The sequence below is a fragment of the Bradyrhizobium sp. USDA 4461 genome, assembly GCF_054055655.1.
The window spans coordinates 1,756,330-1,782,127 of record NZ_JBSRXM010000001.1 but is presented as its reverse complement, the minus strand read 5'-3'; the positions used below and the strand labels follow the sequence as shown (position 1 = coordinate 1,782,127).

The 25,798-nt window shown below is 65.2% G+C and carries 20 protein-coding genes; 10 read left to right on the top strand and 10 right to left on the bottom strand.

Annotation, left to right across the window (positions count from 1 at the left end; all coding sequences use genetic code 11):
- The first annotated feature begins 2 nt into the window (after positions 1-2).
- From ACVINW_RS08375 to mscL, 5 genes are all read left to right on the top strand, one after another.
- The gene (locus tag ACVINW_RS08375; RefSeq protein ID WP_456750853.1) at positions 3-1,745 is read left to right on the top strand and encodes an OmpA family protein; all 1,743 of its coding nucleotides are present in this window, start codon (positions 3-5) and stop codon (positions 1,743-1,745) included.
- Complete coding sequence (locus ACVINW_RS08370; protein WP_456750852.1) at positions 1,745-2,245, top strand: Rab family GTPase; 501 nt, start codon at positions 1,745-1,747, stop codon at positions 2,243-2,245. The genes ACVINW_RS08375 and ACVINW_RS08370 overlap by 1 nt, the downstream gene beginning before the upstream one ends.
- A gap of 279 nt (positions 2,246-2,524) precedes the next feature.
- Entirely contained in the window at positions 2,525-2,962 is a 438-nt protein-coding gene (locus ACVINW_RS08365; protein WP_456750851.1) for a DUF3597 domain-containing protein, read from the top strand.
- 76 nt (positions 2,963-3,038) lie between these two features.
- Complete coding sequence (locus tag ACVINW_RS08360) at positions 3,039-3,317, top strand: hypothetical protein (protein ID WP_456750850.1); 279 nt, start codon at positions 3,039-3,041, stop codon at positions 3,315-3,317.
- Between the two features lie 73 nt (positions 3,318-3,390).
- Positions 3,391-3,810, top strand: coding sequence for a large conductance mechanosensitive channel protein MscL (gene mscL, locus ACVINW_RS08355; protein ID WP_456750849.1), 420 nt, complete (start codon positions 3,391-3,393; stop codon positions 3,808-3,810).
- 77 nt (positions 3,811-3,887) lie between these two features.
- Here the strand turns inward: mscL and ACVINW_RS08350 are convergent, their stop codons facing one another.
- The 3 genes from ACVINW_RS08350 to ACVINW_RS08340 form a co-directional block, all read right to left on the bottom strand.
- Positions 3,888-4,436: a hypothetical protein gene (locus tag ACVINW_RS08350; RefSeq protein ID WP_456750848.1), complete on the bottom strand. Its 549-nt coding sequence runs from the start codon at positions 4,434-4,436 to the stop codon at positions 3,888-3,890.
- An 87-nt stretch (positions 4,437-4,523) separates the two neighbouring features.
- Positions 4,524-5,342: a class I SAM-dependent methyltransferase gene (locus ACVINW_RS08345; RefSeq protein WP_456750847.1), complete on the bottom strand. Its 819-nt coding sequence runs from the start codon at positions 5,340-5,342 to the stop codon at positions 4,524-4,526.
- Complete coding sequence (locus tag ACVINW_RS08340; protein ID WP_456750846.1) at positions 5,329-5,793, bottom strand: Rrf2 family transcriptional regulator; 465 nt, start codon at positions 5,791-5,793, stop codon at positions 5,329-5,331. Before ACVINW_RS08340 ends, ACVINW_RS08345 begins: the two co-directional genes overlap by 14 nt.
- 166 nt (positions 5,794-5,959) lie before the next feature.
- Between ACVINW_RS08340 and ACVINW_RS08335 the strand changes: the two genes are divergently transcribed.
- Positions 5,960-8,050: a tetratricopeptide repeat protein gene (locus tag ACVINW_RS08335; protein ID WP_456756342.1), complete on the top strand. Its 2,091-nt coding sequence runs from the start codon at positions 5,960-5,962 to the stop codon at positions 8,048-8,050.
- A gap of 7 nt (positions 8,051-8,057) precedes the next feature.
- Here the strand turns inward: ACVINW_RS08335 and ACVINW_RS08330 are convergent, their stop codons facing one another.
- Positions 8,058-9,791, bottom strand: a complete 1,734-nt coding sequence (locus ACVINW_RS08330; RefSeq protein ID WP_456750845.1) for an ATP-dependent Clp protease adaptor ClpS — start codon at positions 9,789-9,791, stop codon at positions 8,058-8,060.
- Positions 9,792-10,120: 329 nt separating this feature from the next.
- Here ACVINW_RS08330 and ACVINW_RS08325 point away from each other — a divergent pair, with 329 nt between their 5' ends.
- The 3 genes from ACVINW_RS08325 (at position 10,121) to ACVINW_RS08315 (ending at position 14,434) form a co-directional block, all read left to right on the top strand.
- Positions 10,121-12,478, top strand: coding sequence for a mechanosensitive ion channel family protein (locus tag ACVINW_RS08325; protein ID WP_456750844.1), 2,358 nt, complete (start codon positions 10,121-10,123; stop codon positions 12,476-12,478).
- 221 nt (positions 12,479-12,699) lie between these two features.
- The gene (locus ACVINW_RS08320; RefSeq protein ID WP_456756341.1) at positions 12,700-13,800 is read left to right on the top strand and encodes an LLM class flavin-dependent oxidoreductase; all 1,101 of its coding nucleotides are present in this window, start codon (positions 12,700-12,702) and stop codon (positions 13,798-13,800) included.
- Positions 13,801-13,879: 79 nt separating this feature from the next.
- The gene (locus tag ACVINW_RS08315; protein ID WP_456750843.1) at positions 13,880-14,434 is read left to right on the top strand and encodes a flavin reductase family protein; all 555 of its coding nucleotides are present in this window, start codon (positions 13,880-13,882) and stop codon (positions 14,432-14,434) included.
- A 20-nt stretch (positions 14,435-14,454) separates the two neighbouring features.
- On the opposite strand, the gene ACVINW_RS08310 is transcribed toward ACVINW_RS08315, so the two are convergent.
- The 6 genes from ACVINW_RS08310 to ACVINW_RS08285 form a co-directional block, all read right to left on the bottom strand.
- On the bottom strand, positions 14,455-14,859 hold the full coding sequence (locus ACVINW_RS08310; RefSeq protein ID WP_456750842.1) for a hypothetical protein: 405 nt from the start codon (positions 14,857-14,859) through the stop codon (positions 14,455-14,457).
- The gene (locus ACVINW_RS08305; protein ID WP_456750841.1) at positions 14,859-16,442 is read right to left on the bottom strand and encodes a hypothetical protein; all 1,584 of its coding nucleotides are present in this window, start codon (positions 16,440-16,442) and stop codon (positions 14,859-14,861) included. Before ACVINW_RS08305 ends, ACVINW_RS08310 begins: the two co-directional genes overlap by 1 nt.
- 132 nt (positions 16,443-16,574) lie before the next feature.
- Positions 16,575-18,440, bottom strand: coding sequence for a sigma-54-dependent Fis family transcriptional regulator (locus ACVINW_RS08300; RefSeq protein WP_456750840.1), 1,866 nt, complete (start codon positions 18,438-18,440; stop codon positions 16,575-16,577).
- A 245-nt stretch (positions 18,441-18,685) separates the two neighbouring features.
- Positions 18,686-20,800: a glycogen debranching protein GlgX gene (gene glgX, locus ACVINW_RS08295; protein ID WP_456750839.1), complete on the bottom strand. Its 2,115-nt coding sequence runs from the start codon at positions 20,798-20,800 to the stop codon at positions 18,686-18,688.
- Between the two features lie 126 nt (positions 20,801-20,926).
- Entirely contained in the window at positions 20,927-24,094 is a 3,168-nt protein-coding gene (locus ACVINW_RS08290; RefSeq protein ID WP_456750838.1) for an ATP-binding protein, read from the bottom strand.
- A gap of 367 nt (positions 24,095-24,461) precedes the next feature.
- A complete protein-coding gene (locus ACVINW_RS08285; protein ID WP_456750837.1) occupies positions 24,462-25,460 on the bottom strand; it encodes a tetratricopeptide repeat protein in 999 nt (332 codons plus the stop codon).
- Here ACVINW_RS08285 and ACVINW_RS08280 point away from each other — a divergent pair.
- Positions 25,446-25,790 (top strand): hypothetical protein, encoded by a 345-nt coding sequence (locus ACVINW_RS08280; RefSeq protein WP_456750836.1) that lies wholly within the window; start codon positions 25,446-25,448, stop codon positions 25,788-25,790. The genes ACVINW_RS08285 and ACVINW_RS08280 overlap by 15 nt on opposite strands.
- Positions 25,791-25,798: the final 8 nt, after the last annotated feature.

Here is a 25,798-nt window from a genome sequence, read left to right as displayed (position 1 = left end):
CCATGGCAGCCGCTGCCGGCCAGAACCGCGAGATCGAGCAGCTCAAGACATTGCTGTTTCAGCCGGAGGCGACGCGTCTGACGTCGCTGGAGGCCGATCTTGACTCGCTGCAGCGTTATGTCGGCAATTCCGATCGGCTGGAGACCGCCACCGCCGGTATTCTGGTCGAGGCGCTGGAGCGCGCCGAGGTCAACCGGCCGCGCGAGCTCGCCAGTGCGATCGCGCCAGTCGTGGTCTCCGCGATCCGCAATGAGATCAAGAATTCGCGCGAGCAGATGATCGAGGCGCTGTATCCGATCGTCGGCCGGCTGGTCAGTGCGGCGGTCGCCAATGCATTCCGGGAACTGGTTGCCTCGCTTGAGCAGCGCATCAATGCCCTGACCTCGGCGCAGCTGTGGGTCGGGCGCGTCAAGTCGTTGGTGACCGGACGTCCGATCAGCGAGTTCGTGCTCGCCGATGCCCCGCCGCAGATCAACCGCCTGCTGATCATCGAACGCGGCAACGGCCGCCTGATCGCCGACTGGAAGCGCGAGGCGACCGCCGACGAGCGCGCCGATCTGCTCAGTGCGATGGTCGCGGCGATCCTCGAATTCTCGGTGCAAGCGCTGGCCGGCGAAGGCAATCTGCAAACGCTCGATTTCGGCGGACGGCAGCTCGCGCTGCGCGCCTCGCCGCGCTACATCCTGGCCGCGGAGTGCCTCGGCCCGCTGCGTCCTGCCGACAATGCGAGGATCAACTCGCTGTTCTTCGATGCGATCGAACGCATCGATCGCGGCGCGGATTGCGATGGCCCGATGCTCGCTTCGCTCGCCGCTGCGATCGAGACCGACGACACGCCGCGGCGGATCGCGAGCCGGCGCGGCAAGGTGATCCTGTTTGCGGTGCTCGCGGCCCTGGCTGCGCTGTTGCTTTACCTTGCCGCGACCGCGGTGACGCGAAGCCTTTTGGAGCGGCGGACCCATGCCGCGCTGGAGCAGCTCGCCGCCAAGCAGCCGTTGCTGGCCAGCTTCCCGCTGCGGCTCGACTTCGATCACGGTGGTCGAAGCGTGGCCGTCACGGGCCTCGAGCCGAGCCAGTTGGAAACCGCGCCATTGATCGACGCGCTCGCTGCGGCTGCGGCGCCGTACAAGGTCGTCGACCGCATCGGGCTGGTGTCTGCGCCGGATCAGGTTGTGGCATCGCAGGCCGGCATCGCCGAGAGCCTGAAGCGGCTGCAAGCGAGTCTCGACCAGATGCGCGAGGCAATGAGCGCGCAGGCCAAATCGGGCGACCAGAAACTTGCCGCGCTCGCCGAGCAGTACGACAAGGTCGGCGACCAGTCCGCCAAGCTGGGCGAGCAAGTTGCCAGGCTGCAATCCGTCGCCGACGGCCCGGCGGCGCGGCTCGACCGCTTCATCGCCACGACCGCGATCTTCTTCGTCAACAACGCCGACGAGTTCCTCGACAACGACCTAGCCGAGCAGCAGCTGCGCGAGCTCGCCGGACTGATGGTGAACAATGATCTCAGGCTGCGGATCGTCGGCTACGCCGATCAGAGCGGCACCGAGGGTACCAACAAGACGCTGGGGCGCAAGCGGGCGGAGCAGGTTCAGCGCAGGCTGACCGCGCTCGGGGTCGATCCGTCGCGGCTGATCCTGGTGTCGCGCGCCGCGACGATGCCGATCACCGACCGGCTCGATGCCACTGTCGGCGGCAACCGCCGCGTGGCGTTCGAGACGGTCTACCGAGGCGAAGTGGCGCGCTGATGCTCACCGCAAAAGTCATGCTGCTCGGCGATATGGGTGTCGGCAAGACGTCGATCCTCTATCGGCTGATCTACAACCGGTTCGAGGGCCAGTACAAATCGACGCTCGGCGTCGAGATCCTGAGCCATGACGTGACGCCGGCGGATGGCAGCGATCCGATGCGCCTCGTGCTGTGGGACACCGACGGCGATTTCGGTACCCAGATCTTCGACACGGTCTATGTCACCGGCGCCTCCGCGGCCATCATCGTGTCCGACGTGACGCGGCCGCACACGGTGACGCGCATGGTCGAGCTGGTCCGCGGTTTCGAGGAGCGCTTCCCGGGTCGGCCCTACCGGGCGCTGCTCAACAAGATCGATTTGCCGGAAGCCGCGGGAAGCGCCGGCCTGATCGCCGAGCTTGCGAAGTCGAGCGTGAAATCGGTCAGCGCCAAGACCGGCGTCGGCATTGCCGAGAGCTTTGTCGACCTCGCGCAGACGATCCGTCGTCGTCAGTTCTAGTCCAAAACGCGCAACGGACGTTGGTGTCAGCCGTCCCGACTTCTCGGGGCTGGCGAATCGGGCCGGGACGGCTGACTTCATCGCACGTGGGGCGTACGATGAAACGCGCGCGACGTGCGGCGCACGACCGCACGAATCTCCCCGACTGCACCACGCGGTCCCACACTCCGATAGTGACGATGGTCATCTTCCGCTCGGCCAATGGCCTGCCTATCGTCCGCCCCGTCACCGGAACCAGCCACGGGACCGACGCTGTCTCGGGCATACGGAGTGAGAGACATGAGCATTTTTGGAAGCATCATGGGTGCAATCTTCGGCCACGGCGCCCAGGCCAAAGCACCTGATGGCAAGACACCTGATGGCAAGACACCTGAGACGACAATGACGGCTGCGCCCGGCGCGGCACCGGCAACAACGTCGACCGCCGCATCCGCTGCGCCCGGCGCGCCCGCCGCACCGACCGTCGACGTCGCTGCGATCGTCGACAAGGCGGCGGCAGCCACCGGCGAGAAGCTCGACTGGCGCACGTCGATTGTCGACCTGATGAAGGCGCTCGGCCTCGACTCGAGCCTTGCGGCGCGCAAGGAACTCGCCAAGGAGCTGCACTACACCGGCGATACCAACAACACCGCCACCATGAATGTCTGGCTGCATCAGCAGGTGATGGTCAAGCTCGCCGCCAATGGCGGCAAGCTGCCCGCCGACATCAAGACCTGACGATTCGTATCGGGCCGTGCGCGCGTTCTCGCCCGCACGGCTCCGAACCATGTGTATTGCGTGAGGAGCAGTGGCGATGACCTCATCTCATCTTGCCATCCTGAACAGGTGGCGCACCGGCGTCACCGCCGCGTCGCTCGGCGCGGGGCTCGGGCTCGCAGCGCTGGCGCTGGGCATCACCATCGCCATCGCCCGCGCGGATAATTCCGGCGACGAGCAGCATCCGGCGAATGCAAATGTGCAGCGCGCTGCGCAGCTTCCGCCGCCGGCGCGGGTCATCTTGCCTGCACCATGGGAGCAGGCGACGCCCGCTCAGCCGGTCGCGGCGCCGGCGAAGTCGGAAGTTCGCAAATAATCTTCGCGCCTTTGCGGCGGCCGGCGATCCCGTCGTCGAGCCGGGCCATACCCTTCTTGAATCAGGAGATCACATGCTGAAGGAATTCAAGGAATTCGCCATGAAGGGCAACGTCGTCGATCTCGCCGTCGGCGTGATCATCGGCGCGGCGTTCGGGGCGATCGTGACGTCGATGGTGGCCGACATCATCATGCCGATCATCGGCGCGATCAGCGGCGGCGTCGACTTTTCCAACCATTTCACCGCGTTGTCGAAGTCGGTGACGGCAACCAATTTGGCAGATGCCAAGAAGCAGGGGGCGGTACTGGCCTGGGGCAACTTCCTGACGCTGACGCTCAACTTCCTGATCGTCGCCGTTGTGCTGTTCATCGTTGTCCGTCTCATGAATCAGCTCAAGCGTGAAGCGCCCGCCGCGCCGGCCGAGCCGCCGAAGCCGACCCGGGACCAGGAGCTGCTCACCGAGATTCGCGATCTTCTCAAGTCGCGTGCGTAGCGGTCGCCACTTGTATCCTGCGTACTGCCCAGCTCTGGAGCCTCACGATGCCAGAACAGGTCAAGCTGCCCCGAAAGTTATCGCAAGAGCCCGGTGGTCCGTCCAGGCTGCGGCCGAGCCACCGGCGGGTGATCGAGGAACTCGACCGCTGGGCCAACAGCCCCGGCCTGCAGCCGCCGAGTGACGCAGACGAGCGGGACGACGACAAGCGCTAGGGCATGATCCGGAAAAGTGCGAAGCGGATTTCCGAAAAGATCATGACCTAACAAAGAGCTCACGCAGGCAGGTGCCGTCTCCGATCGATTGACCGGCACGCGCGCCCTGGCCGAGAACGTCCAGATCTGCGCTGTGCCGCCGAGCCCGCCATACTCCGCGCCGAGACCGAGCATGACGCCACCCGCGACCCTGGCGTTCAGCCCGCCGGTGACGCGCGCCGACCAGCCCTCCAGCACCAGCGTCGGGTTGACCGGGATGCCGTTCACGGCCAGCGCCGCGGCGTCATCCCGGCTGAAGTAATAGTCGCTGTAGACGCCGAGATAGGGCGTGACCACCGCCGCGTCGGTCGTCGCCGGCCGCTCCCACAGCGTGTAGAGGCGCGCGGACGGCTCGATCAGTAGGCTGCCCATCCTATAGCTGCCGGTCAGCCCGGTCGCCCGTTCTCACCGCGCGCACGCAATGGGGCGATTGATAACGGTTATCGCCGGAGGGCGAGGTCAGAGCCGACGTGCGGTGGCGATCAGCGCGGTCGAGGGAATCGCAAAACTGTCGCCGACCCGTCCGCGCTCGATCTCGGCGCGGAAGGCGCGCGCGACGGTGGCGCTCTGGTCGGCATCGAGGCCGCTCCAATGCGGCATGAATTCGAACAGTTTGTCGACGTCACCGGGATTGCCGACATTGAGTTTGAAGTCGTGGGTGATCTCGGCGATGGCGGGATCGGAGAAGCCGGCAGCGATGACCTCAGCCGCGAAGCGGCTGGGGTCGGCGAGCTCGGCAAGGCCCGTGCAGGGCATCGGTGTGACGTTGTCGGGATAGAGCCGCCGGATGATCTGCGCGAGTAGCAGACGCACGGCCGCACCATCGGCGCTTTTCCAGACCGCGATCGCAGCCGATCCACCTCGCCGCGTCACCCGCGCCATCTCGCGCAGTCCGGCGCGCCAATCCGGAAACAGCATCACGCCGAACACCGACACCGCCGCATCGAAGGAGGCATCCGGCAGATCGAGCGCCTGGCCGTCCATCTGCCGGGCTTCGATATTCGGTTGGCCATGCGCGCGGACCCGCGCCACCATGCCGGCGGAGAAATCGATCGCGGTGACCGCAGCGCCAATGCGGGCAGCGGCGAGCGCCGCAGCGCCCGTGCCGGTCGCGACGTCGATCACCCTGGATGACGGGCCAATCGGCAGTGTCGCGACCGCGGCGTCGGCGAACAGCGTCGTGAACGGCTGCGATTGCGCCTCATAGGCGGCGACCATCTTGTCCCAATGCGCGGGATCATTGTACGGCAGCGGCTTCGCCGGCTCACTTGACTGCATGAATCTGGTCCTCGAGGCTTTGCTTGTGCTTGGCGAGCCGGCGCTTGAAATCTCTCGCCAGCGCGTCGAGCGTCACCGCGCCGAGCCGCTTCAGGAACAGCGCTTCGACCTGGCGGAAGGTGTCGCCGAGCGCATCGTTGACGGCCTGCTCGACCAGGCAGCCGGGATTTTCCGAGCGGTGGCCCATCGCGACGATCGTGGGTTCGCCGACCGCGCGATAGATTGCCGCAAGCGTGATCTCGGTGGGATCGCGCGCCAGCGTCCAGCCGCCGCCATGGCCCTTCTCGGAGCGGACCAGGCCTTGCTCGCGCAGGCCCGCCATCACCCTGCGCACCACCACCGGGTTGGTGGCCATCGCTCTTGCAAGCTGCTCCGACGTCACCGCCTGGCCCGCTCCGATCATGTGGAGCAGGCCGTGCAGGACGCTGGACAAACGGCTATCGCGTATCATGTAACTTCATATGTTACATGATCGGGCGAACGTCAAGAGGGACCATGCGCCGTGAGAAACGATGCGCCGATTCGAACTTCGCGTGCCGGATTTGGCGGAGCCGTTCGTTTAATCCCCATCGGGGTCTTTGGGGGGCTGTATCGTGGGCAGTGTGGCGGTCGATCGGATGTTGCAGGATGCGGTGGCGCATTATGGCGCGGGCCGTGCGACGGAGGCCGGCACCTTGTGCAGCGACATTCTCTCCGCCGATCCCGATCATATTCCGGCACTGCATCTGTCTGCCGTGATCGCCTTCGTGACCGATCGCGCCGCCGAAGGCGCGGTGCTGCTGAACCGGGTGTTCAGCCTCGATCCGCTTCATGGACCGGCCTTTGCCACGCTCGGCGATGCGCTTGCGGTGAAAGGCGAGCATGATGGCGCGGTGGCGGCGTTCCAGCGTGGCGTGGCGCTGCGGCCGCAGGATGCCGGCCTGCAGGTCAAGCTCGGCGTCGCGTTGTGCGATCTGTTGCGCTTCGACGAAGCCGAGACGGCGTTTCGCCGCGCGATCGCGCTCGATGGCGGCCTGACGCGCGCGCGCTTCAACCTCGCCGTTGCGCTGGGAGCGCAACAGCGGCCGGTCGAGGCCGAGCAGGCCTATCGCGAGGTGATCGCGCGCGATCCGGCCTATCGCGGCGTCTGGCTCAACCTCGGCAACGCGTTGACCGATCAGAAAAAGCTCGACGCCGCCGTCACGGCCTATCGCCGCGGGCTTGCCGCCGAGCCCGATCATCCGGGGCTGCATAGCGGCCTTGGCGCGGCGCTCTACCGCCAGGGCCGGCTGGAGGACGCAGTCGTGCATTATCGCCGCGCGATCGCGCTCGATCCCGACAATCTCGTGCCGCAGCGCCTGCTGGCCATGGTGCTGCACGAGCTCGGCGAGCGCGAGGAGGCGGTCCGAATCTACCGGCAGGTCTCGGCCCGCGACCCGTCCGACCACGTCATCCTCAACAATCTCGGCGCCGGCCTGTTCGAGCTCGGACAAGTCGACGACGCCATCGCCTGCGCCGAGCTCGCGCTGGCGTTGAAGCCGGACTACGCCGCCGCGCACACCAATCTCGGGATCATCTTCGAGGCGCAGAATCTGGTCGAGGCGGCGGTCGCGGCGCATCGGCGCGCCATCGAGCTCGATCCGCTCTATGCCAAGGGCTACGCCAACCTTGCGGTCGCGCTGCGCAATGCCGGCGAGATCGATGCTGCGCTGGTGGCCTCGCGCCGCGCCATCACGCTCGATCCCACGCAGCCGCTCGCGCACTACAACCACGCCCATTTCCTCCTGATGAACGGCGAGTTCGAGGAGGGATTCGAAGAGTATCAGTGGCGGCGCAAATCCAAGATGCTCAGTGACGGCGATCCGGTGTTCGACGAGCCGGAATGGCAGGGTGAGCCGCTGGCGGGACGCACGCTGCTGTTGTTTGCAGAATACGGCCTCGGCGATGCCATCAATTTCGTCCGCTATGTGCCGATGCTATCCGGCACGGGCGGCCGGATCATCCTGCAGGTTCAGCCGGCGCTGGTCGCGTTGCTGCGGCCGATGCTGCCCGATGTCGCGATATTCGCCCGCGGCGAGCCGCTGCCGCCGTTCGACCTGCAACTGCCGCTGCTGAGCCTGCCGCGGATCTTCCGCACCACCGTCGAGACCATTCCATCGGCGGTATCCTATCTGCGGGCCGATGCCACCAAGCTCGCGCGTTGGCGCGAGGCGCTCAGCAGCGTCTCCGCGCTGAAGGTCGGCGTGGTTTGGGCCGGCAATGCCAGGCACAAGGGCGACCGCCAGCGCTCGCTGCCGGCCGATGCCGTGCTGCCGCGGCTGGTGATGCCTGGCGTGCAGCTCTACAGCCTGCAGAAGGAGCCGAGGCCCGACGATGCGCCGGTGCTGCGGCGTCTTGGTAATGACGTGGTCGACCTCGCGCCGACGCTCGGCGATTTTGCCGACACCGCGGCGGCGGTCTGCGCGCTCGACCTCGTGATCGCCGTCGACACCTCGGTGGCGCATCTCGCCGGCGCGCTCGGCCGCCCGGTCTGGATGTTGTGTCCCTATGCGCTCGACTGGCGCTGGCTGCGCGATCGGGCCGACACGCCCTGGTATCCGACCATGCGGCTGTTCCGTCAGGACAGGCCGCAGGCCTGGGAAAACGTACTGGCGCGGATGTCGGACCAGCTTGCCCGGCTCGCCGGCGGCGAGCGGGAGCTGCTGCTGCCGGCGTCTTTGACGCGCTGACCTGGTATCACCCCGTGCTCATTCCCTGCGCGCCGCCGAGCAGCTTGACGTTGAGCCGGCCGCCGTCGAACAACATCTCGTTCAGTGCACCGTCGATGTCTTCGGCGGTGACATCCTGGCCGCCGCCGCGGGCGATGCTGGCCTGGGCGATACGGCGCATCAGCTCCTTGATGAAGGCGGCGCTGACGCCTTCGGTACGTTGCACCGCTGCCTCGATGACGGGCGGCTCCAGCGGCAGGCCGCGGCCATAGAGCCGGATCAGCTTGCCGCGCCCCGGCTCGTCGGGCAACGGCACCTCGATTGCCTGATCGATGCGGCCGGGCCGGCCGGCGAGCGCGCCCTCCAGCTCTTCGGGCCGGTTGGTGGTCAGCACGAACAGGATATCGCAATCCTCCTTCAGGCCGTCCATCTCGTTGAGCAGCTTGTTGAGCAGGGATTCCTCGCACGGTCCGCCCATGTCCTCGCGGTCGCGCGCGATCAGATCGACGTCCTCGATCACGACCATGGTCGGCTGCAGCAGCCGCGCCAGGCTCATATAGGCGCCGAGCAGACCGACCTGCTCGGCGGTGATGATCAGCGTGGTGTGGTTTGGCAGGTTGGTGGCGAGATAGCGGATGGTGTGGGTCTTGCCGGTGCCGGGCGGCCCGTACAGCAGGATGCCCTTGCGGGTCGACTGCCCGAGCTTGCGCAGCCGGTCGCGGCTTTCGACGAAATCGAGCACGTTGCGGTCGAGCAGCCGCAGCGTCCGGTCCGGCAGGATCACGTCGCCGCGCGCGACCGTCGGCAGCCGATGCACGGTCAAGCCTTGCGAACGTCCGCGATAATTGGCGCCATCCTCCAGCGACAGGATCTTGCCGCGATAGGAGCGTGCCGCGTGCACGGCCGTTTCCAGCTCGGCGAACGTGCGCTGCACGAAAGCGTTGCCGGCCGCACCGGCGGGCAACGCAAGCTCGATCCGCAGCGACGGCTCGTGATTATATTCGCGATAGAATGTCAGCAGCACAGCGTAGCGCAGTTCACCGGTTCGACACAGCCATAGTCCATTGGCAAGGCACTTCACCGGCTCGGCCTCGCCGATATCGACGTCGCGATATTGTGGCGGCGCGATCGCTGGTGCATGCCGGCCGGCCTTCATCAGCGCCGCGAAGTCGAGCGTCTCGTAGCGATATTCTTCATGGATGCCGAAAAAGTGGATTGGATCGGTGAACAGCTTGTCGATCGCGACCTGAACGTCGGCGCGCATATGGCCCGGAAACTGTCGCGCCCGTGTCACGATCAGGTTGCGCGGCACGCCGGCGAAATGCCAGTCGAGCGCGACGTAAGCGGATCGAAACGTCTCGCCCGGCAGTTCTTCCGAGCTGCGGCGTGCCGCGAGCAGGCAATCGCTGCACAGCGATGCGGTCGTCGTACCGGGGATCAAAATCTCCGTCACGGCCCTTGGCGCTTCGCAGAGATCGCAGGGGCGGCTGGCGTCGGCGGATTCGGTGCTGATCATCAACGGCTGGCCGTTGGAGCGGATCAGCCACTTCGCCGAGTTGAAGATGGCCCGTGCGACCGGCCCCGGATATGGCCCGCAGGGAACAGCGCCGTTGGCCTCGATCAAGGCAGCGCAGGCAACGGCTTCCTGCTCGGATTTCCCGAACACCGTACGCAATAAATCCTGCACGAATTCCAGCGGGGTCTCATCGTCGTCATGAATGAAGAGCCGGACCGGACCATCGTCGCTTAACACGTCGTGCATGATCACCTCGAAACGCAATCGGAACCAAAAGAACAAAATAAGAACATCATGGCCGCCGGCCTTCGTCAAGCGAAAGATTCCCCCGCCTCATCCCTGACGTGTGGCGTGATCGGCCGGCTCGGCTCAGCGGAGAAGCGCATTGCATGCGTAAACGCCGCTCAACACCTGTGACGTTTGTGTTGCGGCAAATGCCAAAACATGGCCGCCACAGCGGCAAACTTCCGACACATCATCGGGGCGAAAAGGAGCATCCGACATGGCACGAGCGCGTGAGCTGATTCCTTTCAGGGATGAGCCGTCGCGCAATGACTTTTCATAAGAGGGCCCTCGTGTCGCACACATTTCGTTTTGCGATCCTTCTCGTCCTCGCTTTGTTCGTCTCTCCCGCGCTGGCTCAGCCGGGCGCCAAGCCGGCGCCGCCGCAATCCGGTACCAGTGACAATCTGACGCCGGAGCAGGCGAAGCGCGCGCTCGAGACGCTGCAGGACGACAAGAAGCGCGGCGAGATCATCAACACGCTGCGCGCCATCGCCAATGCCTCGCCGCAGGCTGCTGCCCAGCCGGCGGCTGCGGAGCCGCCGCCCGAGCAGCATTCGCCGATCCCGCTCACCGCTGACAGCCTCGGCGCACAGCTTTTGCTGATGGTGTCCGAGCAGGTCGGCGAGATGTCGCGCGAAGTCGCCGACGTCGCGCGCACGCTGACGCATTTTCCCGCGTTCTATTACTGGTTCGTGCGCACCGCGAACGATCCGGCGGCCTATGGCCTCCTGATCGACATCGCCTGGAAGTTGGCGCTGGTGTTCGGCTGCGCGCTCGTGGCCGAATGGGTGGTGTTCCGCCTGATCAAGCGGCCGGTCGCGTTCCTCGAGGCGCGGCTGCCGCAGACCGCGCGTATGCCGGTGCAGACGCTCGCGAGCGTCGACCCGCCGTCGTCGGTCGCCGACGTCACGCCGGAACCGGAGCTGCATCGGCGCCGGCTCAGCCTGGCACGGGCCTGGCAGTCGCTGGTCCGGCTGCCCTTCGTGCTCGGCCGCCTGCTGCTCGAATTATTGCCGGTGGTGGTATTCGGCGGCACCGCGACCGCGCTGCTCGGCACCGAGATCGGCGATCAGTCGACCACGCGGCTGGTGATCCTCGCCGTCGTCAACGCCTATGTGTTCTCGCGTGTCCTGATCTGCGCGGTGCGCGCGCTGGCAGGGCCGTTCGGCCTGTTCCGGGTCCGTGCCGAGACCGCAGCCTATATCGAGATCTGGGCAAGGCGCATCGTCGCCGTCGGCGTCTCCGGCATCGCCTTTGCCAACGTCGCGCTGCTGCTTGGCCTGCATCGCGCCGGTTATGCCGCGCTGATCCGGCTGGTGATGCTGGTGGTGCACCTCTTCATCGTCGTCATCATCCTGCAATGCCGCCGCCAGGTCGCCGATGTCATCCGCGCGCCGGCCGATCGCACCGGGCTTGCGGCGCGGACGCGCAACCGCCTCGCGGCGCTCTGGCATGTGCTGGCGATCGCGCTCGACCTCGCGCTGTGGGCGGTGTGGGCGCTCAACATCCGCAACGGCTATTCGCTGCTGCTGCAATATTTCGTCGGCACCATCGCGGTGCTGCTGGTCACCCGTCTCGTCACCATGGTGGTGCTGAGCCTGATCGATCGCGGCTTCCGCATCAGCCCCGAGTTGATCCAGCGCTTCCCGGGGCTGGAGACCCGTGCCAACCGCTATCTGCCGCTGCTGCGCAAGGTGGTCACGGCGGTGATCGCCCTGATCGGATTCGTCGCGCTGCTCGAAGTGTGGGGCGTCGATGCCATCGTCTGGTTCTACGGCGGCCAGATCGGCTCGCGTCTGATCTCGGCGCTGGTGACGATCGGCATCGCCGCGCTCGCGGCGGCCGTGATCTGGGAGGTCGCCAACGCACTGATGGACCGGCAGATCGACACGCTGTCGCGCGAGGGGCATTACGCCCGCGCCGCGCGCCTGCGCACCTTCCAGCCGATGCTGCGCACCGCGCTGTTCTGCATGATCGTCGCGGTGGTCGGGCTGACGGCGTTGAGCGAGATCGGCGTCAATGTCGCGCCGCTGCTCGCCGGCGCCGGCATCGTCGGCATCGCGATCGGCTTCGGCTCGCAGAAGCTGGTGCAGGACCTGATCACCGGGCTGTTCCTCCTGATCGAGAACACCGTGCAGGTCGGCGACACCGTCACGGTGTCGGGGCTGTCAGGCGTGGTCGAGAACGTCTCGATCCGCACCATGCGGCTGCGGGCCGGTGACGGCTCGGTGCATGTCGTGCCGTTCAGCGCGGTGACCACCATCACCAACGCCAGCCGCGGCGCCGGCAATGCCGCGGTCAGCGTCAACGTCTCCTACAAGGAAGACACCGACCGCGCCGGCGAGGTGCTGAAGGACATCGTCGCGCAGATGCGCCAGGAGACGGCGTATCGCGCGCTGATCCGCGGCGATCTCGAATTGTGGGGCGTCGACAAGGTCGACGGCTCCGTCGTCACCATCGTCGGCCAGATCCGTTGCACCGACGGCGGCCGCTGGTCGGTGCAGCGCGAGTTCAACCGCCGCATGAAGCGGCGCTTCCAGGAGGAAGGCATCGAGATCGCCTCGATGGGCCAGACCATCCTGATGCAGCTCCCGCCGCCGTCGGAGCCCGATAGCAACAACGCGATGCCGCGCCGCGCGGCGGGCTGATCTGACACGCTAGCTGCGCGTCTCACCGTTGCGACACGTCTCGCGACGGTGAGACGGTCGCAGCGCTACTGAGCCCGGCGTACGGCCGCAGCCGGCCGAAATCCGGCCGTTCCCGTCCATTCCCTGCGATTTCCTCTCTGGCACAGCGCTTGCTGATTGTCGCGTGAATGCGCGGCAAGACGCATTGCATGACTGAACCCAACGCGAAGGAAGGAACGCACATGGAGCTTGGCTACTTCACCATGCCCTCGCACCCGCCGGAGTGCGGATTGAAGGAGGGCCACGACTGGGACCTGCAAACGCTGCGCTGGCTCGACGAGCTCGGCTATCAGGAAGCCTGGATCGGCGAGCATCACACCGCGCCGTGGGAGCCGCACCCGTCGCCTGATCTCTTGGTGGCGCAGGCGCTGCTGCAGACCAAGAATCTGCGCATCGGGCCCGGCGGCTTCCTGCTGCCGTATCATCACCCGGCCGAACTCGCCAACCGCGTCGCGATGCTGGACCATCTTTCGAACGGGCGGCTCAATTTCGGCGTCGCGGCTTCGGGGCTGCCGAGCGACTGGGCTATGTTCAACGTCGACGGCATGTCCGGCCAGAACCGCGACATGACCCGCGAGGCGCTCGAGATCATCCTGAAGATGTGGTCGGAGCCGGGGCCGTGGACCCACAAGGGCAAGTTCTGGACGGTGTCGAAGCCGGACACGATGTTCGATTTCCTCAAACCCCACATCAAGCCGTTGCAGGGCCCGCATCCGCCGATCGGCGTTGCGGGGCTATCGAAGAATTCCGACACGCTCAAGCTCGCCGGGGAGCGCGGCTTCATCCCGATGAGCCTCAACCTCAACCCGGCCTATGTCGGCAGCCACTGGGAGTCGGTGGAAGCCGGCGCCGCCAAGACCGGCCGCAAGCCGAGCCGCAAGGACTGGCGGCTGGTGCGCGAGGTGTTCGTGGCCGATACCGATGAGGAGGCCTGGAAGCTCTCGACCGGCGACATGATGGGCCGGATGATGAGCGAGTACTTCCTGCCGCTGCTCGGCCATTTCGGCTTCAAGGATTATCTGAAGCACGCGCCCGATGTGCCCGACAGCGACGTCACCGTCGAATATTGCGCGCGCCGGAATTGGATCGTCGGCTCGCCCGCGACGGTCACCGAGAAGATCGAGACAATCTACCGGGAGGTCGGCGGCTTCGGCGTGCTCTGCGTGTTCGGCTTCGACTACAAGCACAAGCCCGAGGCCTGGCACAACTCGCTGCGGCTGCTGAAGCAGGAAGTGCTGCCGAGGCTGAAGCATCTCGGCGCCGAGTTCGAGAAGGCCGCATGACAGCTGCGCGGGGTGCGGGGCTTGCCTCGCCCCCCGCGTCGCATATGTTAAACCGAATGTTTTTGACGAGGTTTGCGGCATGACGGTCGACGCACAGAGTTTCAAGCAGGCGATGCGCCATTGCGCCGGCGCGGTCGCGCTGGTGACGGTCGGTCGCGAGCCGGGGCAGCGGACCGGCCTCACCGTGACCTCGGCCTGCTCGCTGTCGGATAACCCGCCCTCGGTCCTGGTCTGCGTGAATCGTAATGCCAGCGCACATGAGCGCATCCGCGCCGAGCGGCATTTCGTCATCAACTTCCTGAACGAGGACCACGCGCTGCTGGCGCTGACCTTCTCCGGCCAGAAGGGCGTCAATGGCGATGATCGTTTTGCGTTCGGACGCTGGACCACCGGCGCGACCGGCGCTCCGATGCTGGAGGATGCCGTCGCGGCGTTCGACTGCGTGCTGAGCCAGGAGCTCGAAACCAAGACCCATTCGATCTTCATCGGCGAGGTCCAGCATGTCCGCGCTGTGACCACGGTCGATCCGCTGATCTATCTGCGCTCGGGCTTCCAGAGCGTGCGCAACATCCACGATCCGATCACGCTCGGCGACGTCGATGCGCGCCGCGTCAGCTGGAACGAGTTTTCGTAGAGCCGCGACGGTCTCTACATCTATTTGAGCCACACCAGCAGCGGCACGGGCGCGCGGCCCTCGCAGGACAGCGTGCCCTCGTAATTGCGCGTCTTGCGGGCGCTGTAGGTGCAGGGCGCGCCGTCCAGCACCAGCTCGGCTGTCACCTGCGCATCCGTCCCCGAGATTTGCAGCTTGATCTCGCCGGCGCGTTCCTCCGGCCCGTCCTGCGTGCAGATTCCGACATGCTTCATCTTCAGCGGTCCGGAGAATTGCTTGCGCGCGTCCGGTCCGCTTTCGGTGAGATGCCCGGTCAGTTCCCATTCGCCGAGCACGCCGGCCTGGCCGAGGATCTCCATCGCACCGAGCGGCGGCGCGTGGCAGAGGCACAGCGCAACAGCGCCGAGCAGCGCCGCGCCACCGTTGCGCCATGTCATCAGCAGCATCACAGCTTGCTTCCGGTTGTCTGCCGCAATTCGATCAGCTCCGGCCGCGATACATCGGAATCCGCGGTGAGCCGAGCGATCTGCACTGCGCAATCCTGTGTCTTGGCCTGATCGCCGGCCGCCTTGGCGCTCTTCATCATCCCGATATAGGCTGCCAGCCGGTTGGGCTCCTTCTTGAGCACGGCCTCATAGGCGGCAAGCGCATCGGCGGCCTTGCCGCGTTCGAGCAGCATCGCGGCGTAGAGCTCGCGCGCCGGCGCCAGCGGTCCCGGGGTGACCGGATGCTTCTCGGTCTTGTCTTCAGCGTCCGCGGCGGCGTTCATCGCGCCGAGCGCCTCATCATATTTGGCTTCGGCGTACAGCATCCAGGCACTCGCGATCTGCTGCTGGATGTCGACGATGTTGGACCAATAGGCGTCCTTGCCGTCCTTCAACCTGTCGCGCAGCTCGACGAGCTTGGCGATATCGGGCTTGGCGGACGCCGGATCACCGGAGCGTGCGGCGCCGACCGCGCGGGCGAAGTAGGTGATGGCATCCGCATAGGCATATTTGGTCGGATGCACGTCAAGCGCGGCAGCGCCCTTCCAGTCGCCGCGCTCGAACACGTAGCGGGCCTGGCTTGCCGCCACCGCGAAGGGGCCGGCGAACCGGTCCTGCTTGAACTGGAGCTGGCCGAGCTCATCGACCGCCGCCCGCGCCTCCTTGTCCTGCCCGAGCTGCAGATAGGCATAGACCAGGTAGTCCATCGCGTGCGCCTGGTCCTGCTGTTCGCCGTCTGCCTTGGCGATGCGCGCGGATTCCTTGTTGGAGGCGATCGATTCCTTCCAGTAGCCGACGCGCGTGAAGATGTGTGACGGCATGTGCTGGGCATGCGGCGCGTGTTCGGCGATCTTGGCATAGCGCATCGCCGCGGGGAGGCCCTTCTCCGCCAGCGCCGGATAATCGTAGAGATGGATCAGATAGTGGGCGATGCCCGGGTGCTCCGGCTGGCGCTGGAAGATCGGTTCCAGCAGCGCCGCGCCTTTCAGCTGATTGGCATAGGTCTTATCGGATGGCGACGCCGCGACGTTGAGCGTGATCGCATAGGCGATCTGCGCCTCGTCATCGTCGGCATAATGCGTCGCGACCTGCTCTTCGGCCGCGAGGAAGCGCTGCACCCGGGTGCGGTGATCGACCTTGTCGTAGTCGACATACATCGCGGCGATCGCATCGATGTATTCGCGCTCGCGCGGCGTGCCGGCATTCAACGCCTGGCCTTTCTTGGCGGCTTCGAGGCCGAGCGGAAGGTTCTCGGGTGGCGGCGGCGCGTGCGGATTGTAGAGATAGCTGAGCGCGATCCCCCAATAGGCGATGGCGCATTGCGGGTCGGCCTCGAGCACCTCTTCGAAGGTGCGGCGCGATGCGCTGTACCAGAACGAATGCTGATACAGCATGCCGCGATCGAACAGCTCCTGCGCCTCAAGCTTGCAGGACGTCGTAAAATGGACTTTGCCCAATCGTTGTTCAGTCGAATCAGAGGCGGCAGGCTGCGAAATGGTCGCGGCAACCAGGCCAACGACCACAGCGAGGGGAAACCGTGTCATGGGACCCGCTCCGTGGCGTCGAAAGCGAAAGCCGTACGATATCACTTTTCCTGCACGGCCGAAACACGACAGCCATTCTTACGGAGTACCCATGTCCGCGCTACGAACCGTTTCTCGAACGAAATATTTGATCTAGCCGTCGAGCCCGATCTTCAACGCCTTGATCTTTCGGTACAAGGTCGCGCGGCTGAGCTTGAGGGCCTTCGCCGCGTCGTTTACCCGGCCGCCATTGGCGCGCAACGCGTCGGCGATCGCGGCGCGCTCGGCCGCTGTGTGATCGGCCATCACGCTGTGCGCGGCGAACGGCGGCAGATCGAGATCGGCCGCGCTGATGACGCCGCCTTCGGCAGTCGCACCGGCGAGCCGCAGCACATGGCGAAGCTGGCGCATGTTGCCGGGGAACGGATAGACCATCAGCTGCGCCCAGGCCTCGGTTGAGATGCGGCAATGCGGCGCTTCCTCGTCGGCGATCTGCGCGATGACGTCCTTGCGGTCGCCGCGTTCGCGCAGCGCCGGCAGGCGGATCTCCATGCCGCGCAGCCGGTAATACAGATCCGAGCGGAAGCTGCCGTCCTCGGCCATCCGCGCCAGGTCACGATGGGTGGCGCTGATCAGGCGGATGTCGACCGGTACAGGCTTCAATGCGCCGAGTGGCCAGACCTCGCGATTTTCAAGCACGCGCAGCAGCCTTGTCTGCAACGAAAGCGGCATGTCGCCGATCTCGTCGAGGAACAGCGTGCCGCCGGAGGCCTGCACGATCAGGCCCTTCGATCCCTCGCGCCGGGCGCCGGTGAAGGCGCCGGCCTCGTAGCCGAACAGCTCGGCGTCGATCAGGCTTTCCGGCATCGCCGCGCAGTTCAGCGCGACATAGTTGCGGGCCGCGCGGTTGCTTGCGGCATGGATCGCACGCGCGAACACGTCCTTGCCGGCGCCGGTCTCGCCATGCAGCAGGATCGGCAGATCGAGATTGCCGACCGTCTTCAGCCGCTTCACGCCCTTGATCAGCACGGGATCGCGGCCCGCCAGCCGATGCAGGCCGGAAAACTGTCCAGGCGGTTGTTCGCGCGGCGGTGCCGGCAACGGACGCGCTGATCGCGCGCGCACCGGCGGCGCCAAATGGCCGCGGCCCCATGGCGTGCCGTCGGCCCGGCGCAGCGTGACCAGCTCGTCGGCGGCCCGCGTCGCGCGATCGTCGAGTTGAATGAGATGCGACAGATCGATGCCGTCGTCGATCATCGCATCCGTCAGGCCGAACACGCCGCGCGCGGTGCGGCAGGCGCCGACCACGCGGCGGTCGTCGTCATAGGCGAGCATGCCGTGCCCATCACCGGGCAAGGTCGCGATCCAGGAGGCGCGGTAGTGGCGGCGGAAGAACGACTGCTCAATCCGTCGCGTCGCCTCCGTGGTGACGGCGAGCGCCAGTTCATGCGCGCTGCGGCCCAGATCGCTGCGGCAGGAGGAGATGTTGACGGCACCGGCCAGTCGCCCGGCATGATCGAACAGCGGCGACACCGCGCAGGTGAACATGTGCCACTGCTCGCGGAAATGCTCGTCGCCATGCACGATGATCGGCCGCTGCTCGGCGAGCGCGGTGCCGAGCCCGTTGGTGCCCTCGAAAGTCTCGGCGAAGTTCGAGCCGGTGTAGATCTTCCACTCCAGGAACATCCGTTCGTAATCGCCGCCGGGCAGCCGGCTCACCAGCATGGTGGCGTTGGGATCGGCGAGATTGACGCAATAGCCGCTGTCGTGGAGCACGCGGGCAAGATCCTCGATCTCCGGGATCGCGACCTGGATCAGGTCTTCCATCGGCTCGGCGATGTGCCGGACCTCGGCCTCGGTCAGGGTCTGCGGCGGCCCGCGGCGGGCCGGATCGAGGTTGTGATTGACCACGCAGCGCCGCCACGACGCGGCAATCCGCGCCTCGGTGTCGACGCCGGCCAGCTGATGGGCCGCCGATAAAACACGGGCGACGTGATTTGAGGCCGATAGATTGGCCATCCAGAGGTCTCCACCCTGTATTTTGGGCGAAGTCTGGCAGCCCATGGCCGAATGTCAATTGGCCCGCGGGGTCGCGGGGAGGGGACCTTTGGAGGGAGGCAGCTCCTTCCGTCATTCCGGGGCTCGCGGAGCGAGAGCCCGGAATCCATTCATCCTCAGAATCCGCGGCCCGATGGATTCCGGGCTCGTGCTTCGCACGTCCCGGAATGACGAGGCCAACGGTGTTCGGCCGGCCTACTTCGCCCCTACTTCACCTCACCGGCGGTGAGCAACACAAACGAACGCCCGCCCGCCTTGTAGGTGCTTTCGAACGCGAACTGCGCGCCTGGCCGCTCGTCCGGCGCGTTGGTGTCGAGCAGCAGCGACCAGTGCGGGCCGGCCGATGTCACCGGCAGCTTGAAGTCGACCTCGCCCTCATAGCTGTTGAGGATCACAAGCACGGTGTCGTCCTCGCCCTCGCGCGCGATCGCGGTCTTGCGGGCGCGGCCGTCGAGCACGACGCCGAAACATTTGATCCAGCCGGTGGTCCAATCGGACTGCGTCATCTCGACGCCCGAGGTCGAGATCCAGACCACGTCGCGGATCGATAGCTGCGGATCGCGATCGCCGGACAGGAAGCGGCTGCGGCGCAGGATCGGATAGTCGCGCCTGAGCTTGATCATGCGCTTGGTGAAGGCGAGCAACTTCTCGGCATCGTCGGACAGATTCCAGTCGAACCAGGAGATGTCGTTGTCCTGGCAATAGGCGTTGTTGTTGCCGCGCTGGGTGCGGCCGAACTCGTCGCCGCCGAGCAGCATCGGCGTGCCCTGCGAGGCGAGCAGCGTCGCCAGCATGTTGCGCTTCTGGCGTTCACGCAAAACGCGGATCTCTGGATTGTCGGTCGGGCCCTCGGCGCCGCAATTCCAGGAATGGTTGTCCGACGAGCCGTCGTTGTTGTTCTCGCCGTTGGCCTCGTTGTGCTTGTTGTTGTAGCTCGCCCAGTCGTTCAGGGTGAAGCCGTCATGCGCGGTGATGAAGTTGACGCTGGCCCAGGTGCGGCGGCCCTCGCGGTTGAACACGTCGTGCGAGCCGAGCAGGCGGGGCGCCAGGCTGCCCGGCGCCGCCTCGCCGCGCCAGAAATCGCGCACGGTGTTGCGATACTTGTCGTTCCACTCCGCCCATCCCGGCGGGAAGCCGCCGACCTGGTAGCCGCCGGGGCCGCAGTCCCAGGGCTCGGCGATCAGCTTGACGGTCGCGAGCAGCGGGTCCTGGTTCATCGCTTTCAGGAAGCCGGACTGCTCGTCGAAGCCATAGACCTCGCGCGCCAGGATGGTGCCGAGGTCGAAGCGAAAGCCGTCGACATGCATGTGACCGGCCCAGTAGCGCAGGCTGTCCATCACCAGCTGGATCACCCGCGGATGCGACAGGTTCACCGTGTTGCCGGTGCCGGTGTCGTTGACGTAGTAGCGGCGTTTGTCGGGCAGCAGGCGATAATAGCTCGCATTGTCGATGCCCTTGAACGACAGCGTCGGGCCGCGTTCATTGCCTTCGGCGGTGTGGTTGTAGACCACATCGAGAATCACCTCGAGGCCAGCGCCATGCAGCCGCGCCACCATCTCCTTGAATTCGCGCAGGCTGTTGGCGACGTCGGCGGCGTAGCGCGGGTCCGGCGCGAAGAAGCCGATCGTGTTGTAGCCCCAGTAATTGGTGAGGTGCTTGTCCAGCAGATAGCTGTCGTTGACGAAGGAATGCACCGGCAACAGCTCGACCGAGGTGATGCCGAGCGCCTTCAGGTAGTCGATCGCGGCGTTCGAGCCGAAGCCCGCGTAAGTGCCGCGCAGGTGCTCGTCGATGCCGGGGTGCTGTTTGGTAAAGCCCTTGACGTGGGTCTCGTAGACGATGGTCTCGTCCCAATGGGCTTCCTGCCGCTGCGGCTCCTGCGCCCAGTCGAAATTGGGATCGCACACCACGCATTTCGGCATGAACGGCGCGCTGTCGCGCTCGTCAAACGTCAGGTCGTCGTCGGTCTCCATCTTGTAGCCGAACACCGCCGGATTCCAGGTCAGGTGGCCTGCATGGGCGCGGGCATAGGGATCGAGCAGCAGCTTGTTCGGATTGAAGCGGTGGCCGCCGTCCGGCTGGTAGGGACCGTAGACGCGATAGCCGTAGAACGTGGCGGGCTGCACGCCATTGATGAAGCCGTGGAACACCTGATCGGTATATTCCGGCAGCTCGAAACGGTGCGTCTCGCGCTCGCCGTCGAACAGGCAGACCTCGACCTTGGTGGCGTTAGCGGAAAATACCGCAAAATTGGTGCCGTGGCCGCTCCAATGGGCGCCCAGCGGATAGGGCAGCCCTTCCTCAATCACGAACTCGGACATCGGTCCCCCAAAAGCAATCAATCAACCTGCAACAAACGCCGCCGCACGGAAAACGTTGCATGGTCACTTTAGCGCCGGAGGACTGGCTGCGTGTGACACGTTGTGGCGCGTGGCACGCAGACACCGCTAGGTGCGGAGTTCGGACATCGCGGATTCGATCCGTGCCAACATGGGGGTCGCACCGTACTGTCCCGCTATGCGCTGAGCTTCAACCAAGTGCTGGAGCGCCAGGCCCGGCTTCTTCTTTGCCTGGTACAAAAGCCCGAGAATCATTTCGCAGCGGCCAAAATGGTGCGCATTGGCGTCGAACCGGGAGTTCTGTTTGACCTGGTTCACCAGCATCACGATCTGTCTTCGGGCGCCGAACATGACCGAGACGAGACTGGCCGCGTTTCGCCAGAGGACCCCGATCGGTGGCCGCTCCTTCCCCGCGATGATCTCAAGGTAGATCTCGCACAGGAACATCCGGTACCAATCGGCCGCCGCGTAATAGCCTTCGCTCTCGCGCTTCGAGATGGAGCGCTTCATCCAGCGCAGTGCGGCGGCGATCTCACCGCGCAAGGCCATGGCGATCGCCATGATCCCCTCGGCTCCGGACAACGCCCAATACCAGCCGTTGGTCTCACATTCGTCGATCCACGCGCGGAGCATTGCAAACGCCTCGGGCCGCCTGAGCAGGACGAGCGCCGATATTTTTGCATTGGTCGAACTGATGGTGTCGAACGGCGCGCGGGCCATGCTGATGCCCATTTCAGCATAGTCAAGCGCAGCAGCGTAGTCGTCGCCGATCAGGGCAATCCACGCCTCAACTTGCAATCCCAATCCGATCGATCTGGGATCGTTCATTTTCCGGCCGACGGCCAGCAACTCCTGGGCCGCTTGGCGCGCCTCCGAGATTCGTCCGCGATGGATTTCTTCCCATCCCAAGGCATATCGCGTGAAGGCCTGCGGATATGGGTCGCCCGTGCTCGACGAGAGGCGGATCGCATCCCGGCCGAGCGTCTCGAATGCCTCGCGGGGGCGCGGCGCGACAATCGTGGAAACGTGGATGTCGCTCGAGATCGCATAGGCGCGCGATCTGGCATCCCCCAGCCTGTCGGCCATCGCCGTCAAATCGATTTGCCGTTGCGCAGCCTCCCGATAGCGTCCGCTCAGCAAAAGAGCGACCACGTGATAGTGCTGGATGAGGACGCAGTGCTGATTGTCGCCAAGCCGCGCCAGATCGGCGCTGAAGCGCTCGACGGTTTCGATCAACGACCTCTGCTGGTTGAGCAGGTTCAGGCAATAGAGGTGATCGACCAGCAGCGATGCGATCTGCTCGCTCACCGCGCATGCCGGGTTGCTTTCGAGCAATGCGACAGCCGCCGCAAGATATTTGTTGGCTTCCTCAAGCGAATAGACGCCGAGGCTCTTGGCCCCGGCCAGCGCGAAATAGACGAATGCCTTCTCGGCGCGGTCTGTCTGACTGTAGTGGTGAGCGAGAATTTCAGCGACCTCGGCCAGCCGATTTCCCTGGCGGCGCTCGATCTCCTGGCCGATGCGCAAATGCAGGGCCTTGCGCGGTTCGGTCAGCAGGCTCTGGTATAGCGCATCGCGCCCCAACGCGTGCTTGAAGACATAGATGCTGGAATTCTGTTCGCCGTGGATGAGATCGAGCGATCGCATCGCCAGCAGTCGTGCGCCGATCTCGCCCTGGACGTCCGCGACTGCCGCCAGAAGATCCGCCTCGAAGGCGCGGCCAATGACGGCCGCGGCCTGGAGAAGTGCCCGATCGGCCGTCGCGAGCCGATCGACGCGCGCGGTCAGGAGACCTTGAACGCTGGCCGGTAACGTCGCCGCGACTGCCTCGGCATCGAACTCGACGCGACCGGCGTTCAATCGGATTACCCCGCGCTCGATCAGAAACGTCACGATCTCCTCGGCGAACAGCGGATTGCCTTCCGCCTTTGTCGCCAATTGTCGCGCCAGTGCGTCCGTCAAATCGCTGACGCCAAGCCGTGCTCGCACTAGGCGATGGATTTCGCCGACAGGCAGGGGATCGAGATTGAGCGTCTTCGTCGTCTTCGCGTCGAGCCAGGCTGGAGCGGACTCCAGCCGCCGCGTATGTACGATCAGGAGCGGCAGCGCCGCCCCGTGGTCGATGATTTTGCCGAGCAGTTCTTCCGATCCTCCATCGATCCAATGCAAATCCTCGATCAGCATCACCACCATGGAGACGCGGCAACTGGCTTCGAGCAGTTGCTGCAGCAAGTCGCGGGTACGCAGGCCGATCAGCAGGCCGTCGAGACCGGCCAGGGACGCTTCCGGTGGCGTCAGGCCCAGCAGGTTGAGAAGCAGGCCGATGTTTTCGACCGAATGCAATCCCAGGACACCGAGCCCGGTCTCCAGCTTTCGCGTCAGCTCGCTCTGATCCTCGCCGATGCTGACCTGGAAGGAGCTTCGTACCACCTCCACGAATGGCAGGAACGGGGTCAGTTTGCCGTCCGGAGAACAATGTCCTCGCAGAACCGAAATCCTCTCGGCGCTGATGCGCTGCTGGAATTCGTGCAGCAGTCGCGATTTGCCCATCCCGGGTTCGGCCGCAACATCGACAATGCGAAGCCCGTTTTGCGCCAGGCGAAGCTGCTGATCCAGCGTCTCCATTTCGCGCTCGCGCCCCACGAACTCGGTCAGACCGCGGCTCAGCGCTGCGTCGAACCGCGCGGCTCCCTTTCGAACCGCGTCGAGCTTAAAGGTCTTCTGAGGCGCCGATTTCCCTTTGATGTCGTGCTCGCCGTCGAAATTGGCGTCAACCAGCCCGTGCACGAGCCGGTACGTGCTTTCACTCAACAGGGTCTTGCCCGACCCGGCGAGCGTTTGCAGGCGCGCCGCCGTATTGACCGTATCACCCAACGCGGTCATCGAGGCATCATCACCGCGTATCCGTGTCACGACTGCGGGCCCCGTGTTGATGCCAATGCGCATCTGTGGCCGCACGCCGTGCCGGGCTTCGATTGCAGGAGCTGCGGCTGCAAGCCGCTGATGGATCAGCAACGCGGCCTGGCAAGCCCGCAACGGCGCATCTTCAATGCCATCCGGTGCACCGAACAAGGCCATGATGCCGTCGCCGGTGAAATCCTTGACCGAACCTCCCTGCTCCTTCACCACATTGGCCATCAGCTCATAGATCGGATGGATGAGGGTAAAGGTCCCTTCTTCTCCCAATCGTTCGGAGATGGAGGTAAAGCCAACCATGTCGGCGAAAAGGACAGTGACGTGCCGGCGCTCAGCAATCGGTGGCGCTATCTCGCTCATGGCGGCCTCAGTCCTTCAGCTTGGCTCGCACAATCATGCAGTGGGCAGCCTCGCGACGATCTGCGCCGGTGCAACGATCATTTTATCCAATCGGTCCATTCATGACAACGAACGCGCCGCCGATGCTTTCTGCAATCACGTTTCTGCGCAGACACATTTGATCGGTCACAATCGCATCTGGCACGTTCACCCGTCTTGGCGAAGGCCAGGACTCGTCACCCCGAAAGCTCATCGCTGCGCGACGCTCGGGCCGCGATCCCGTTTGCAATCCGATGCGGTGGTTGTGAGTCCTGGCTTTCGCCAGGACGACGAACGATGGATCGCTGCTCCCGTGCGCAATTGCGCACCGGGCAGGGACGACGGCGCGCTAATTGTTCGTCAGCATCGCAAACCGGCGCCTGTCGATCCGCTCGCGCGCCGATTGTCCCGCGGCCGCGCAAAGATCGGGCGCATAGAGCTGGCAGTTTCCGCGTGCTTCGATTGCCTTGTCGATCAGATCCAGCAGCCGCACAGGCGCGATATTGGGCGGTGCGGCAATGCGGCCGGTGACGACGTGCTTCTCCATCGTCGCGTGATCGGCGTGATCGATGTCGGGCTTGCGCCAGCAATTGGCGCACATGATCTTGAAGCTCTCGGAATGCGAATAGACGACGGCGTCCCCGTCCAATTCCTCGCTGATGCCGGCCAATTGCCGCGCCGTATCCTGGGTGCCCGCGAAATCGAAGAACTGGTAGTTCCGGCGCAGCAGCGTTGCCAGATGGGGGAAGACCGGAATCTGCTGCTCGCCATAGGTGTGATGCGTGATCGGGGCGCCGTCCGTGAGGATGACATCGCCATAATCGACGCCGAGATTGCCGTACAACACGCTGCGGATGATGCCATGGCACGGACTGAGCCGTTCGATCCATACCGTTTCCTCTGCGCCTGGATCGTCGGAGTTTGCGGTCCGCTCGGCAAGCGGCCGTTCGGCGAGCCTCACCTTGCAGGCCGAATATCCGCCTTCCGGCAATCCGAACCGTCCAGGCTCGATTTTGTTGCCCATCCGCTTCCAGACGTCCAAGGCGGTCCCGGCATCCCCGGCACCGGTGGCGCAGATTCCAAGATTCCATTCGGTGCTGTCGACAACCTCTTGCGACAGGCTCGCCGCAGTCCGGTTTGCCGCCGCGCCTTCCGCGAATCTGCCGCGCGTCTTGTAGAAAAGGCCCAGATTGTAGTGGTTCGCGCTCTTCTGCGGATCGAGTTCGACCAGCTTTCGAAGACTGTCCTCGGTAATCGCGTCGTTCTGGCGCGCCGTCATTCGCGCCGCCGTGGCGAGGCCGCGCAGGATCTGCTCCTGCTCAGGCCGCGCCACATGGAGCTGGGCCAAGCGGCCGAGCTTTTCGATCATCGTCTGAAATATCGGGTGTTCCGGCGGCGGCGCGTTCAGATCGTCGATGTCGCGGGCGGCTTCGAGGCATTGCCCAAGCGTCGAGAGGAGACCGATGTTGTCATCATGGGCATCCGCGATCTCCGAAAGCAGGTCCGCCGCTTGTTCCCTTGCGAGGCCTCGTTCGTCGACGATCCATATCAGCGCCCTCGCAGCCTCAGGCTGGTGGCGCTGGGCCTTTCGCAGCGGCTGGATTTTCTGCCATGCGGCCTGCTTGCTGTCCGGTCCCGCTGCGACGGCATCACGCGCAATCGCGGCGATCTCGTCTGAAGACAGAA